The sequence below is a fragment of the Bacteroides sp. MSK.20.82 genome, assembly GCF_019052485.1.
Taxonomy (GTDB): domain Bacteria; phylum Bacteroidota; class Bacteroidia; order Bacteroidales; family Bacteroidaceae; genus Bacteroides; species Bacteroides thetaiotaomicron.
Genome location: NZ_JAHQUN010000002.1, coordinates 356,486 through 370,793, shown reverse-complemented (window position 1 = coordinate 370,793; position 14,308 = coordinate 356,486). Strand labels below are relative to the sequence as shown.

The window sequence follows — 14,308 nt, the reverse complement described above, 5'->3', positions numbered from 1 at the left end:
GCATCTTTTGTTCGATTCAACTCCCGTCGCCTGTATGGGAAATTGCATAAGGCCCTGCCAGGAATCTTTACGTTTGGTGCGAAAGTTAAAGCCCGTATCGGAACAATTAGAATTTCTAAAAAATAATCAGCATATATGAGTATCACCAACATCATCAGCAACGACGAAGTTACACTCGTGCAAGGAGTCGACGGCCTTTTTTTTTGCGAAGAGTCATGGATTACGCAAAGCAGGGCGGCTTCCCGGTCGGAAGAGGCGTTTCCCGAAGAAGTCATTGAAATAAAAAATGAAGGTATCAGCATGGAACAACTTCAGACTTAACTATTCTGGCTAAACTTAGTTGCCACGTGAATGAAACGCTTTGTCTCCAAACCAGGCCATTCCTCCTGTCGGGCGTGCCATTCTTTGCAGGTGGTTCGGCCCGTTTTCGAAACATAACCGTATTTTGTTCTCTTTTGATACACTAACTCCCAATCCGTCATAGCCATGCCTCAACCTGTGTTCACAGCTTTTCTTCTTACGTTGTTTGCCGGCCTATCTACCGGTATAGGTAGCGCCATCGCCTTCTTTGCCAAACGTACCAACACGTTGTTCCTCTCTCTTTCGTTGGGTTTTTCGGCAGGAATGATGATTTACGTGTCGTTTATGGAATTCCTTTTCTCTTCCGTGCAAACCCTTGTCGGGGTACACGGCAAAACCGATGGGGCACTCTATGCGACACTCTCTTTTTTCGGAGGTATCGCGTTGATTTTACTCATCGACAAGTTCATTCCCCCCTACAAGAATCCGCACGAGATGCATTGGGTGGAAGAGATGAATCAAGAGGATAAACCGCATCCGAAAGTAAAGCCAAAATTATTGCGCGTGGGTTTGGTGACAGCCCTGGTACTGGCTGTCCATAATCTTCCTGAAGGCATGGCTACGTTTCTTGCCGCCATGAAGGATGCAAACATTGCCATCCCCATCACTATCGCCATTGCCTTACATAACATTCCGGAGGGTATTTCGGTTTCTGTACCCGTCTATTACGCCACGGGCAGCCGCAAGAAAGCCTTTTGGCTCTCGTTTCTGTCTGGTTTGGCAGAGCCAGTGGGAGCCATCATCGGCTACCTCGTATTGTCTCCCTTTCTCGATGACAACGTATTCGGAATCATTTTCGGTATGATTGCCGGAATTATGGTCTTTATCTCGTTTGACGAGTTGCTGCCCGCTGCCGAAGAATACGGCAAACACCACCATGCCATCTATGGCTTGGTGGCAGGCATGGCTGTCATGGCACTCGTCCTGTTGATGCCGGGTTAGCCAAACGAAACGGTATAAAAACAAGGAATAACTAAAAAACAGAAAAGATATGACTCCTCCCATTATGCGAAAAGTACCGATAAGTTTTTTAGACTCAATGGTGATAAAGATTCATATAATGCTTTAAGACATAGCATAATCTTACAAAGGAAGGGATAATGCGAATTGTTTATTCTTGGTAAATACACTGGCTCTACCGGTTTTTCTGCATTTTTCAATAATGTTTTGACGCACATTTGATTACCTGTAATATAGTGTATACATCATCAGCCCCATTTAAACGTATATTTTCTATATTTATTTTAAGGAATGACATGGTAATCTGCAACCAACGGACCATACGACATCTATTCTTTCCAAAAAAAACGCATGTCTTCAGACAAATCAAATCAGTTGCTTATCCGCGAGGCTATTCGTAAAATAGCTCTCGGCCGTAGCATGGAACGTATCAGTCTGGCTCCGGGTGGTATGTCCGGTATCGGTACGGCCTGCATGATACACGGCTATGTCGCCAAGATACACGATGACCCTTCGGACGAGGAGTTTTCCGACTACGGTGGCACCATCGATGTCGGCGAGTACCCGGACGAGACGGCCTCCGCCGAACTTGTCATCCATAAAGGCGTGCTACTTTCGGCTGCAACCAACAGTGAAGGCGGCTTCCTGATCGTACCTACACTCTTTTCCGATGTGACCATCTTCATGGATGCTGCCACCCGTTATGCCTATGTGGTGAATTTCTCCCATGTGGACATCCTGCGGCTCAATGCCCGCACGACAACCGTCATCGGTGTGACTGAAATGGAGGATTTGGATCCGGATAGCGATTCCTCTCCGGATTACGACGAACTGGATTCTACCGGCAACGAGACCTCCACCCGCTATACGCCGACCGCCGTCACAACAACCGTCAGGAATGATAAAAACAAGGAAGCGATAACCGTTATCGATGCGGAAAGCATCACGCATACGGTGGACAAGTCTGAAGTCAGACAGACGGCGGACAAAGTGGTACAAAAGGTCAATTCCACGACCGTTGCCGTTGCCGACAACAAGGTGACGCTCGGTGACGAGAATGCCACCGAGCCGCTGGTTCTGGGTAATGAGCTTGCCCGGCTGATGCTCGACTTCCTGACGGAATGTTCGAAAATCATGACCCCCACACTGATGGGCACGATGTTTCCGATCAATGTGTCGAACTTCATCTCGCTGACATCACGTATCCAGAAATTTCTTTCCAAGACCTGCTACACCAAATGAGCGTACAACTGCATCCCGATATAGAAACCATCGACAAGGAGAGCCTGTGCTATTCCATCTACGCACAGCTGTACCATAACTTTTTCAATGCCCAGCAGAAAAAGGACGACGAGCATCCTTACGGCATCGAGGAAGGCGACGAGACCAGCCTGAGACTGAAGAATACCGCTTACGGTTTTGCATCCGCCATTGCCGGTGCCGTAACGGGAGAAGGTGGTTTCGGAAGCGGCGGCTTGCTGTTGGATTACTTGAAGAAATCGGGCGGGAGCATGACAGGCAGGCTCAATGCCAACTACGGTTTTGAATCCGGCATTGGAAATTCCCGTATTCTGGAAACCTATTCACAGGACATTGCCGATTCGGAGGGAGTGGTAACTGCCGTCGAGTACGGTATCAGGATTACCGGTAACCTGAAAGTCGGGGGCGACAGCCTGCATATCGGCGGCCGGCAGTTGCTCCGCTACGATTCGGACAAGGGCACAGCCATACTTGATGCCTCCCGTATAGACTTCCTGGCAGCAACGATACATTCCAAAGGGGCATGGATTATCGGGGACGAGGATACAGGAATATCCATCTCCCCGACACGGCTGGCCGTGGGTGGACTGGATGTCTACCATCATGGAAATGCCAATATCGATACAGCGGATTGGACGATGCGGGACGGTATGGTGAGGCGGAATCTGACGGTGCAAGGGGACACGGTCATGGATGGCGGACTGAAAGCCCTGCAAGGCGTGGAACTGGGCGACAAGGGAAAATGCCTGCTTTCGTTCTCGGAAGAGGATGTCGCGCTCGGCGGATTCCTCTCGTTCCTGGATGGGTCCGGCATTCGAATTGGCGGGGTTCCTGTACTGCTCCGTACCGACAAGGACAAAATACAGTTCGGGAGTATCGGCGGTGATCTCCTTTTAGGCAGTGTCCATACCCCGAAGATACGCCTGTTCTCCGGCATATCGGATGTGGACGGTGAGTGCCTGATGCTTTCCCCTTACGGAAAGGCGTGCTTCCCGGGCTCGCTGACTGTCCGACACAACTACGGCGCCGACCTGCTCTCCTCATACCGGGTAGACACTTTTGACGAAGGCATTGTCATCCACAAGCGTTTACGGATGGGCACGGCAGACGGCTTCATTCTCACAGGCGACAAGGAGCGCATGTCGTTTTCTTCAGATGTACTCTATGAGAAGGAAGGCACAAGGACGGTTATCCCTTGCAGAACCGATTTTTCACACCGTCCGTCTGTGAGTTACTATGCCCCGCAGAACCGACACAGCGAATCGTTCCATATCCGCACCGATGCCGATTTCGTTACGACCGGCGTTCCGTTGGAAGCAGCCGGGCATATCGGAATCCATGCGTCGCCCACCCGGATTACTGACAGAACCCTATACTTGACAGAGGCGTTACGCCTGCAAGCAGTGGAGGACGGTATCCGGCATTACGGGAACAGCGTCTTTACCGGGTCGCTCTCTTCGGAGTTCTTTTCCCTGGGCCTTTCCGGAAGCGGATGGGCTATCCGTCGGAACCGGACGACAGGAGGCGTTTCCGCCACATTCGACGAGGTGGTGGCCCGCCGTAAGTTCCGCGCCTATGAGTTCGAGGTCAAAAAGACTTCGGTAACCAACGGTTCCTTCTGGATCAGCGACAGCTGTTCGGGAGACACCGTGGAAAAGTTGTCATAATCCATGTCCGTATTCCGTTATCCGACATACAAGATCCGTATCGCCCCCGACTCGCAGAAGACACAGGGACTGCAAGCCGGGGATATCATCCGCAGGCAATATGCCGAACGGGTACGTACCGTCTATTCGCTGATGTGCGTGACAGAAACCGGAACGGAGCTTGTCGGGGACAGGGACGCCCCTTATTTCGTCGGGGCATTACTGGACGGGGACGAGCCGCAGGGCGGTGAACTGCTGGACTTCGTGCGGGTTACCAACCTGTTCGATACGGCACGCAGCGGGACCTTGTACCTGACGGCTTCTGACAGCGACTCACCCTATATGGATGTCATTGACGGCATGGCGACCGAACGCTCCCTGTGCTATCCCGTCATGAACGGAGGTGTGGCGGGAGTGCCCGACAAGTCCAGGTACGCCGTTTATGGTGGCATGCTGCGAACGGAATACCTGAATGCCGGTCCGGAAGCCACACGCATTGTCCGCGTCATCCGCAACGCAGAAGCGGCAGGAAACGATTCCTTCGGGCTGATGCTGACATTGGAAGAACCGGTCGGATACCCGGAACGCCTGCTGGTATCGTTCAAGGCCAGGGCTTCCAAAGCATTGGACTCCGTACCGATACGGTTCGGCTATACGAACCGTGAAAAGACGGATGCGGAAGATGAGGTCTCCATCGGTCAGGATTGGAAGTACAGGTTATGGGGCATCACGGTGGATTACCCGGCACAGTACAGCCGGAGCCTGTTTCTCGACCTGACATCAAGCCTGACTGCCGAAGGAGGCTGGTGCGAGGTCGCCGATCTGAACATTGTCCGTCTTGCCTCTGTATCCGCCTTCAGCGAGGCGAGTAAGGCACGTGTGGGAAAGGTCAGCGGCATCATCGATCCGGTATTCGGTATGTTGGACGGTTACGGGGCATATTTCCAGAACCTCTATGCCACACGCAATGTCAATATCACCGGCACGCTTACCGCGGGAGACAAGAACGGTTTTTCAAGCACGTTCTATGTAGGCAAAATCCACAAGAATGTCATTCCCGACAGCCTGTCCTGTCGGTTCAGTCATTCAGAAGAGCTGGACGAGGCATCTCCCGCCGGACTCGGGTGCTGCGTACGGGTAACCGGAGACAGCCTTCTTGATGCGCAAAGTGCCGCATGGCGTGAGGCTCATATCGGAATCCATTATTGCTTCTCGGTCTGGATAAAAACGGAAGATACGGCGCTCATCCGCTTTTATCAGGATGAACACCTTGTAGGAGAGCGGACGGCAGATGCCGGCAAAGGGTGGAGCCGTTATAATATCCCGTTCCTTATACGCGGGTCTGATTCCCCCGTCATGTATCTCGGCATTGCCGCTTCCGCCCCCTTGTCGTTGTCCGCCCCCCAATTGGAGGCCGGAAAGAACGTGACCCCCTATCAGGCGACCGATGAAGCCTTGTCCTACACGGACGATTACGGTGCCTGGTTCAATAAGGGAGGTATCGGAGGTACCATACAGAATCCCCTGTTGCGGCTGAACGAAGACGGCTCGATCGCTTCACGGGACGGTTCTTTCGTCATCAATCCGGACGGGACGGGCCATTTCGCCTCAGGACGGTTCAAGTGGGGCAAGGATACCATCGAACTGCGCGATGTGACCATCCGCTGGGAAGACCTCGACGAGGAGGCGCAGGAACTGCTCAAGCCCCGTTCCGTCTCCCTGACAGGCGGCACGGCGTTCCATTTCAAGGACGAACTTTCAGGCGCATGCGAGCCGGAGAATATCCCGCTTGTGGCGACCGAATACAATTTCGAGCCGGAAAGCCGGCAGTGGGAATACCTTGCCGTTGACGGCATATGGAAAGATGCCGGATGCAATGCCGCCGTATTTGAAATGACACCCCCGTTTCATGGCTGGGAAGAGCGCGACGTGCTGACCCTCCGCTACACGGCAACATACCGTAATGAAAAAATCAGTGCGACCCATACCTTTTTCAAACTTTACGACGGATCTCCCTCCTATACTGTTTATGTGGAGTCTGAAAACGGCACGACATTCCGCAACGGAATCGTCTCGACGGTACTCCGTGCCAGGGTGTACAGGGGCGGTGAAGAGATCACACCGCTCATTCCCGACGGCAATTTCCGCTGGATACGGACGAGCCGCGATACGGAGAGTGACAGGATATGGAACGCCGCACCGCGTTACGGCAGGGAGATAGAGATAACCGGCGGGGACGTGTGGTGCAAGGCCGTTTTCGACTGTGAAGTGAATATATCAACAACATTACAATAAGCATATGGCAATCAAAGTAGCACGCGGACAAGTCACCATCATCGACCAGAATGATGCTGTCTCCTTACAGGCGTTTATCGGTTCCTCGCAACCGCTGACCCAGGTGTTCAACAAGGATACCGGCGCGTATGCCCCCTCGTGGGCGGCATCCCCATACCTGATATTGACCCCTTCTCTGTTTGTCAGCGGCAAGGCGGCCGTAGACCAGATCTCATCCGTCGGCAACGCGGCGACATTGACAGCCGGTGTCAAGAGCGGTTCCGCCAAATGGTACAAGGACGGCACGGTCATAACTTCCGGACAGGACAGCTGCACGATCGGCGCCGCTTCCGCCAAATACGCCCTGACCGTCAAGGCAAACCACATGACCGTTTCCGCCCCGCAGGTACGGTATACTTTCGAGGCAATCTACATCGATGCCAACGGGCTGGAGATTCCTTTCCGTGCGGAGGTACAGTTCACCCAGCATCTGAACGCGGGGGCGATGATTGCCGCCGTGGCTTATGCCCCCGACGGCATTGTCTTCAAGAACGATGAAGTGGCTACGCTCAAGGCGCACTGCGACCTGTGGCGGGGCGCCACCATCGATACGACCAATGTAACCTATGCCTGGGGCATCAAGGACTCTGCGGTATTCGCCAACACGACCCTTACAGCCGAGGCAAAAACCGGTGCGACCACCGTTACCGTCGCTTCCGTCACCAATATGGAAGCCGGGGGTAAAATCTCTATCGGGTCCGCGCAGTACACCATATCGGCGGTAAGCGCTTCAACCAAAGTGGTAACGCTGACTTCGGCACTCACGGGAACCAGCGCTTCTGGCAGTCCGGTATCCTGTCCGTATTACAATGCAATGCTGGGGGCCGGATGGGCCTGCCTGACTTCCGCCAATCCCCGTGGAGTGACGGCAGGCTGGACCACGAACGAGATTACCATTACGGCGGATGCCGTGCTGAATTTCGAGACATTCAAATGCGCCATCAAGGATACGGACACCTCAACCGGCAACGCTTCGGCAAACAAGGTCGTTTGTGACATTATCTCGTTTACGGACATGTCGGATCCCATCACGGTGGATCTGGTCAGCCAGAAAGGGTTTACAATCAAGAATAACAGCAATGATGTCGATGCCAAGGCGGTACTGTACCGTAACGGAGAGGAACTGGATGCCGGCGGCACAGCCTACACTTACACGTGGAAACTATGGAACCCGACCGGAACATCCGTCATCAAGACTTACACGGGAAAATCCATCACCGTATCGAAAGCTGATGTGACCGGTAAGGGCGTGCTCATGTGCGAGGTATCGAAATAACAGAAAACTTTACAGTCTTTTATGGAGACGACTGATGCGGACTTATCACCGGCTCCGTGTATGGACATGACATGACGCTTGTTATATATTATAAAACATTGATTAATATTAATTTGAAAACAAATATCCGGTTTTACTTCCCAAAATGTAAAACCGGATATTGTTCAGATCGGTCAGTTCCATGTATGCTATATAAGGAAATAACCGGTACCATTTCTGTTTTATGCCTTCTTTTTTCATCCGGCTCACCACCGGAGGCCTGTTTTTAGAAATACACGTTCAGCATAAGATATATGTATGCCTTTTTATCTTTTCCATTTGGATGCTGGAGTTCAAACTGAATTTTATCTTCACGTGCCAGCCATCCGATCGCGCTGGCCAGTTCCATGTCATCCATACCAGTACCTTTTTTAACTTCCGCGATTTCCCATCTTTTATGGGCGTCTGTACTTAGGAAACGCCATAAGATTCCTGCATTTTCGCCAATAATGTGCTTGTTCATAATTTTCCTTCTTATAAGGTTGTTTTTTATACATCAAATGTACTGATATTTATAATCCATTGACACGGATTTACTGTTGGATTGTAATTTAATCTCCAACTTTATATTATTTTAACGTCTTAAGGAGAATTTGATATTTCATAAGATTGAATGTATGTACCGGTCAGCCGGGGATGTTCCTGTTGCACAGTTATCTTTTTACAGGGCTTGTTGTATAATATTATTCCCGTCCGTATTCAAATAAACACCTGAACTTATATCCGCTTTTATGGTATCCATCCTTGAATTTTTATCCTCCATTCCCTGGCTTTTGGTCTTTCCGCTGTCCAAAGGGAAACTTATCCTGTCCGCCACGGTTGTGTTGATATTGCTACTCCCCCTCATGTTCTGCGTGTTGATTTCCCAGTTTAGCGGCAACCCGCCGCCATTCTTTCGCCCTATACTTTCCGTAAAGGACATATATGGCAAAGACATTGGTCGCCCGTGGCCAGGCGACAATCCACATACAGAAAGACGGCTATACCATCAGCCAGTCGCTTGGAGAATATGTCTTCCCCGCGGATGCGGACGGGAAGATCCTCTCCACCGTATCCGTCACTTCCGCCGTCAAAGTCACGCTCGGGGATTCGGGCTTTACCGGCTTCTCCATCGGTAGGGTCGTCAAGCCTGCCGGGTTCTCTTCCATATCCGTCAACAACAGCAACAAGACCATCACCTATACTATTGCGGCGGGTACGGCCACGCTGGCCGACCATGGTACGGTTTCCATTCCCGTCATCATATCCGGAGCTACCTATACCCTGTCATTTGCCTGGTCGAAAGCCAAATCCGGTACGCCGGGAAAAGACGGTGCAGATGCCTCCATGCTCGGCTGGGTCAAGGAGTGGAACACGGGCAAGACACTCATCAATGGCAATACGGTCATTACCCCGAAACTGTTCACCGGTATCAAGAACAGCGACGATACTATTTCCGGTATTGCCATCGGTTCATTCCCGCTTTCCGTCAAGACAGCTTCCGGAACGGTTACTGTAGAAACGGTTGGTGGCATCCATGGCTTCAAGGACGGTTACAAGACCTTTTACGTAGACAACGGGGGCAATGTGCAGTTAGGCAACGGCAGCCAGTCCATCAAATACAACGCTTCCACCGGCAAAATCGAGTTCGGAGCTGATGTCAGCCTGAACTGGGCCGGTGCAACCTATATCAATAAGGACGGTATCTTTACCGGAACGCTTTCCGCCGATACCGTGAAAGTGTTGCATCTCGATGCCTCGCAAATCATCTCGGGAACAATTTCAGCTTTGCGTATCGATGTAGTTTCCCTGAAAGCCTCGCTCATCACCGCCGGAAACATCAATGCCCTGACCCTCACGACCACCAAGGGAACCATCGGAGGATGGAGTATCGACAGTGACAGCATCTATCGCGGTACGAAGAAGAATACTGCCAACACCTATACGGCAGCATCCGGATCGATGACTGTCGGGGCAACGGGTATCCGTGGCTATAAGTGGCGTTTTGAATCGACGGGAGCCGGTGCGGTGGCGGGCGGCAATATCGCGTGGGACGCTTCCGGAAATGTTACTTTCGCCGCTTCCGTTTCCCTTCAATGGACAGCCCCGATTGATTCCATAACCACCGCTCTGGGTGGTAACACCTATCCCAAACTGACAAAAATCACCGCGGCAGGTATTTATACCGGGAGCATTACCGCCGGTCAGATTACTGCCGGCACCATTTCCGCCGACCGTATAGCGGCGGGCAGCATCAACGCCTCCAAACTGGATACGGCCAGCGTGAAAGCCTCGCTGGTTACGGCAGGCAACATCGAAGCCCTTACGCTGAATGTCACCAAAGGCAAGATAGGAGGCTGGACGATCGGAGCGACGGCATTGAGCGGCAGCCATATCCTGCTTGACAGCGGGAACAGGCGCTTGGTGGTCTATGGATTGAACTCCAGCGCGACATCCGGACAACGGGTACAGCTGTATTATGGCAGCGACAGTGATTTCGGGCTGTACGCGACCAACAGCGCGGGGGCATGTATTGCCCGTCTCGGCTCACAGAACAATATCGCCGGGTGGACGATAGATGTGTCTTCCATCCGGAAAGGCAACGTGGTGTTGGGCAGCGACGGTTCGATAACGAACGGTACCAAATGGAAACTGAACAATGACGGCAGCGGTCAGATCGCTTCCGGAAACATTTCGTGGGATGCGGCCGGAAAAGTCTCGTTTTCCTCCGCTGTCTCCCTGCTGTGGAAAAACGACATAGAGGCGGCCAAGAAATCAAATTACGGCTATCCCTACTACCACAAAATCGTCATCAACGGAGAAGAAAATGTATATTATCCGGTCATTTTCAAAGGCGGCGAACAAACCGTCAAGCGCGATATCCTGATCCGTCGCGGTTACAGCGAGCAGGCTCCTGCCAGTTGGAACACCTCCACCCATAAAGGCGGACTGATCCTGCTTATCAAAGCCAATTTCGGCGGTTGGGGTGGTATTGCCTATTCGTGGGACATCTATGAACTTTCCGAGATGTACTGCCGCATGTTTGCCGGGGCAGCCCTATGTGGCAACAGCTGCATGTTCGCCGTGTTCCTGCGTGGCGGCGGGACAGGCGGTGCGGTCTACCATATCTATTCCGACCAGCCGATTGTCAGCAGTGCCATGAGCCCGTCCCCCATACCGGCGGCTCCCCAGATCGCCTATAACTCGGATTTGATTTTCCAGAGCGGCTCCACGAAGGCAAATGCCCCGGCCCCACGTACATTGACCGCCTCCGTGGAGGAAGAGATACGGCGCAGGCGCTTTATCGCACTGGCACAGGGCAGCGACAGCACCCTTGCCGCCCATCCGTTGACCTATATCGGTTCTACGGGAATTTACACCGGAACATTGACGGCGGCGCAGGTCAATGCCGTCAGCATCAACGCATCCAGTATCAAGGCCGGGACACTCTCGGCTGACCGTATTGCGGCGGGCAGTATCAATGCCTCCAAACTCGATGCGGCCAGCATCAAGTCCTCTATCATCAATACGGCCTATATCAACGGACTGAGCTGTACTTTTACCAAGGGGAAAATCGGTGGCTTTACCATCGGGAACGACAACATCACCGTCGGCAGTGTCGGAACAGCGGGTGCCATACCCTTGCAGATCCGTTCGGCATCAGCCGGAAGCGGTTACTGGTACACGGGAGGATACAAACCGTTGGGCATTACGCTGACCTGGCATCAGAACAGCAATGCCGGCCATATTGTATTCGGACAGATTGCGGCAAACGGGAATACGGTCAAGACGGGATTCATCGGCATACAGATGATGTCCTGGGACCATCTGGAATACTTCTGCCTGTCGGCCAATTATACCAAAAGCGGAGCGAAGGAGGTCTATAACCGTATCGCCGGGTGGGCATTCGACCATAACCACATCTGGAAGAACAACATCTCGTTGGGCTCGGACGGTTCGATCACGAACGGTACAAAATGGAAACTGAACCACGACGGTAGCGGGCAGATTGCGGGCGGCAACATCTCATGGAACGCTTCCGGTTCCGTCACCTTCGCCTCTTCCGTGTCGGCACAGTGGACGACCGGTATTACGACCGCCCAGGAACTCGCCTCGGCCATGGCGTTCGGCAAGATGCTTTACCGTGACCCCACTTTCTGGAAAGGGAACAATGGTGTCGGTATCTATAACAATTCCGGTAACGGTATGGTGACGATTATCCGGGAGCAGAATTCGACCGCACCCAATGACAGCAAGTATGTACTGAAGATACAGACCAAGGGTACGGCCAGCCCCGGCAACGGGGGATTCTATTTCGGAACGACTTGCAGCTCACGCAAGGTGCTGGTAGCCCGTATCATCGCCAAGATACCGACGGGACGCAACATCTGTTGGGCGAGCAACAATATCGGTACAGGCGGATCGAGCCGCTGGCTCACCCCCACAGCCGGAACGGGAGACTGGAAAGAGTATGTCTACAAGGTCGTCTGCGGAACCTTGAATTTCTCCACCACCCATTTCTTCTATATCGACGGGGCACAGGGAACGGCTTCCGCACCGCTGACCTGGTATGTGGCCTATGCAACAGTTTTTGATTTGACATCGACGGAGAAGTATACCACGACCATCGATGCCAACGGGATCTATACCGGTACGGTAAAGGCGAACCAGATAGTCGTGGACAGCGCACTGGTGGTAGGCGGCAGTTCCTATAACGGCAGCATATCGGTCAGAGATGCGGGCAATTCCGTCAAGGTCACCCTTGACAGGACTGGCATCACGGCCGTGGCCGGCAAGATTGGCGGATGGGCGTTAGGTACCAGCTCGCTTACGGCATCGGCTCCAAGTTCCGGACACCGCATTGTCATCAGTGCATCCGGCTATATCTATCATGACAATCCTTCCTCGGGAAAAGATTACTGGGGATTGAAGGCTGACGGTTCCGCCGCGTTCGGATGCGGGAAGATCTCGTTTGCAGCTGACGGTTCCGGGTATCTTGCCAACCAGAATATCAAGTGGGACGCCGGCGGTAACGTGACCATGACCGGAACCATCAATGCCAACGCCGGAACCGTCGGGGGCTTCTCCATCGGTCAGGGACGTATCGGCTCTACCGCTTCGGGCAGTGGTTCCGGTGGCGGGCTTGCCATCTACAATGATTTGTTCCGTGTGGGAAACACCACTTCCTACGTTCTGTTGGGAGCCAACACTTTTCCTGCCACCTCGGGTGGAACCTGCGCAACGGGGCGCATCGTCAACAGCAAGGTAAATTCATATACGAACAACTACGGGCTGTATATTGATGTGAAGAACGGTCACCGGAACTATGGGGTATGGTCCAATGCCCCATTGGTCGCACCAGCCATCATCGGTCTCAAAATGAAAAGGATCTATTTCACAGGTTCCGGCTATAGCATTGATTTTTCTGACAATAACATCTTTTGCCTTTACGCCAACGCCACTTATAACATCAATCTACCGAACGCATCGTCAGTCGCGAGCATGTTCGGGTATTCGAGCCTTCCATCGGATTTCGCTTACGTGTTCACATTGTTCTACAGTTATAACTGGGGAGGACACGTGAATATCATGAATGTGAGGAACCAGAACGGGGGCACGACAAACTACGGTATGGAGAGAGGGGATTCACTGACCCTTCTTTGCTGCAACTACCCGTCATTCCACTATCAGGCATTAAATTACAACAGCTAGTAACCGGAATCCATAGCCTTGCCCTATACTTATTAAAAAGCCAAAGCGTATGAACATTACCAACATCACTGTCACCAAGACCGCTGAAGAAAAGACGGAGAACGCCTCCTATGTATTGGAGTATTCCATTGTCAATGACGAGCTGAGCCGTCTTCATGTTTCCGTGAACGAGAAGGAAGCCGATACGGAAGGGAACATACCCCCCGTCGGGATTATCTACATGGAACAGGGGAACATCTCCTGTAATCTTCCCGCTGGAAGGGAACTGGGCCCCATATTTCTGGACTTCGACAAGATGCAGCAATATATCCGTGAAAGTATCAATCCTAAAAAAGAATCATAATGGAACTGAGTGTCAAGGACCGCCTTTACCTGCCAACTTTTCTGCCGGCACGCGGCAACTTCAAGGAATTCAACCTCAAAAAGGAAATCCTGCGTAAAATCGCCATCGGTGACGAGGAACGTAAAGCCATCAACCTTCGTGAAAATGCGGAAGACAAGCGTATCGAGTGGGACGTGGAGAAAGAGCATCCCTTGGAGGTAGAGTTCTCCGCCGACGAGATGGCCTACCTGCAAGCCGCCTGCGAGAAGATCTCGGACGAGGAACTGCCCGACGACATGTGGGGCACCGTGGAGGCGGTTTATAACGAAATCTCCAAAGACGCATAAACCGAAATTTCTGTCTGCCGCTACTCTTTACACAAAGAGTACCCCGGTCGTACTCTTTCTTGGGTGCGGCCGG

General features: G+C 52.4%; 11 protein-coding genes. 9 read left to right on the top strand and 2 right to left on the bottom strand.

The window, feature by feature from the left end; translation table 11 throughout:
• Positions 1 to 135: 135 nt before the first annotated feature.
• The 6 genes from KTR07_RS03715 to KTR07_RS03690 all read left to right on the top strand — a co-directional run bounded on the left by KTR07_RS03715 (position 136) and on the right by KTR07_RS03690 (position 7,836).
• Positions 136 to 321, top strand: coding sequence for a hypothetical protein (locus KTR07_RS03715; RefSeq protein WP_121972129.1), 186 nt, complete (start codon positions 136 to 138; stop codon positions 319 to 321).
• Positions 322 to 486: 165 nt separating this feature from the next.
• Positions 487 to 1,302 carry a zinc transporter ZupT gene (gene zupT, locus KTR07_RS03710; RefSeq protein ID WP_121972128.1) on the top strand — a complete coding sequence of 272 codons (816 nt, stop codon included), beginning with the start codon at positions 487 to 489 and terminating at the stop codon, positions 1,300 to 1,302.
• 369 nt (positions 1,303 to 1,671) lie between these two features.
• Complete coding sequence (locus KTR07_RS03705; RefSeq protein WP_217315178.1) at positions 1,672 to 2,562, top strand: hypothetical protein; 891 nt, start codon at positions 1,672 to 1,674, stop codon at positions 2,560 to 2,562.
• Positions 2,559 to 4,247, top strand: a complete 1,689-nt coding sequence (locus KTR07_RS03700; protein WP_217315176.1) for a hypothetical protein — start codon at positions 2,559 to 2,561, stop codon at positions 4,245 to 4,247. Before KTR07_RS03705 ends, KTR07_RS03700 begins: the two co-directional genes overlap by 4 nt.
• A gap of 3 nt (positions 4,248 to 4,250) precedes the next feature.
• Positions 4,251 to 6,521, top strand: coding sequence for a hypothetical protein (locus tag KTR07_RS03695; RefSeq protein ID WP_217315174.1), 2,271 nt, complete (start codon positions 4,251 to 4,253; stop codon positions 6,519 to 6,521).
• Between the two features lie 4 nt (positions 6,522 to 6,525).
• Entirely contained in the window at positions 6,526 to 7,836 is a 1,311-nt protein-coding gene (locus tag KTR07_RS03690) for a hypothetical protein (protein ID WP_121972125.1), read from the top strand.
• A 265-nt stretch (positions 7,837 to 8,101) separates the two neighbouring features.
• Here the strand turns inward: KTR07_RS03690 and KTR07_RS03685 are convergent, their stop codons facing one another.
• Positions 8,102 to 8,338: a winged helix-turn-helix domain-containing protein gene (locus KTR07_RS03685; RefSeq protein ID WP_121972124.1), complete on the bottom strand. Its 237-nt coding sequence runs from the start codon at positions 8,336 to 8,338 to the stop codon at positions 8,102 to 8,104.
• A 198-nt stretch (positions 8,339 to 8,536) separates the two neighbouring features.
• Entirely contained in the window at positions 8,537 to 8,797 is a 261-nt protein-coding gene (locus tag KTR07_RS03680) for a hypothetical protein (protein WP_121972123.1), read from the bottom strand.
• A gap of 2 nt (positions 8,798 to 8,799) precedes the next feature.
• Between KTR07_RS03680 and KTR07_RS03675 the strand changes: the two genes are divergently transcribed.
• Genes KTR07_RS03675 through KTR07_RS03665 form a run of 3 tightly spaced genes read left to right on the top strand, consistent with a single transcriptional unit; the run spans position 8,800 to position 14,235 of the window.
• A complete protein-coding gene (locus KTR07_RS03675) occupies positions 8,800 to 13,566 on the top strand; it encodes a hypothetical protein (protein WP_217315172.1) in 4,767 nt (1,588 codons plus the stop codon).
• 49 nt (positions 13,567 to 13,615) lie between these two features.
• Positions 13,616 to 13,909 (top strand): hypothetical protein, encoded by a 294-nt coding sequence (locus KTR07_RS03670; protein ID WP_121972121.1) that lies wholly within the window; start codon positions 13,616 to 13,618, stop codon positions 13,907 to 13,909.
• Positions 13,909 to 14,235, top strand: coding sequence for an RNA-binding protein (locus KTR07_RS03665; protein WP_121972120.1), 327 nt, complete (start codon positions 13,909 to 13,911; stop codon positions 14,233 to 14,235). Before KTR07_RS03670 ends, KTR07_RS03665 begins: the two co-directional genes overlap by 1 nt.
• Positions 14,236 to 14,308: the final 73 nt, after the last annotated feature.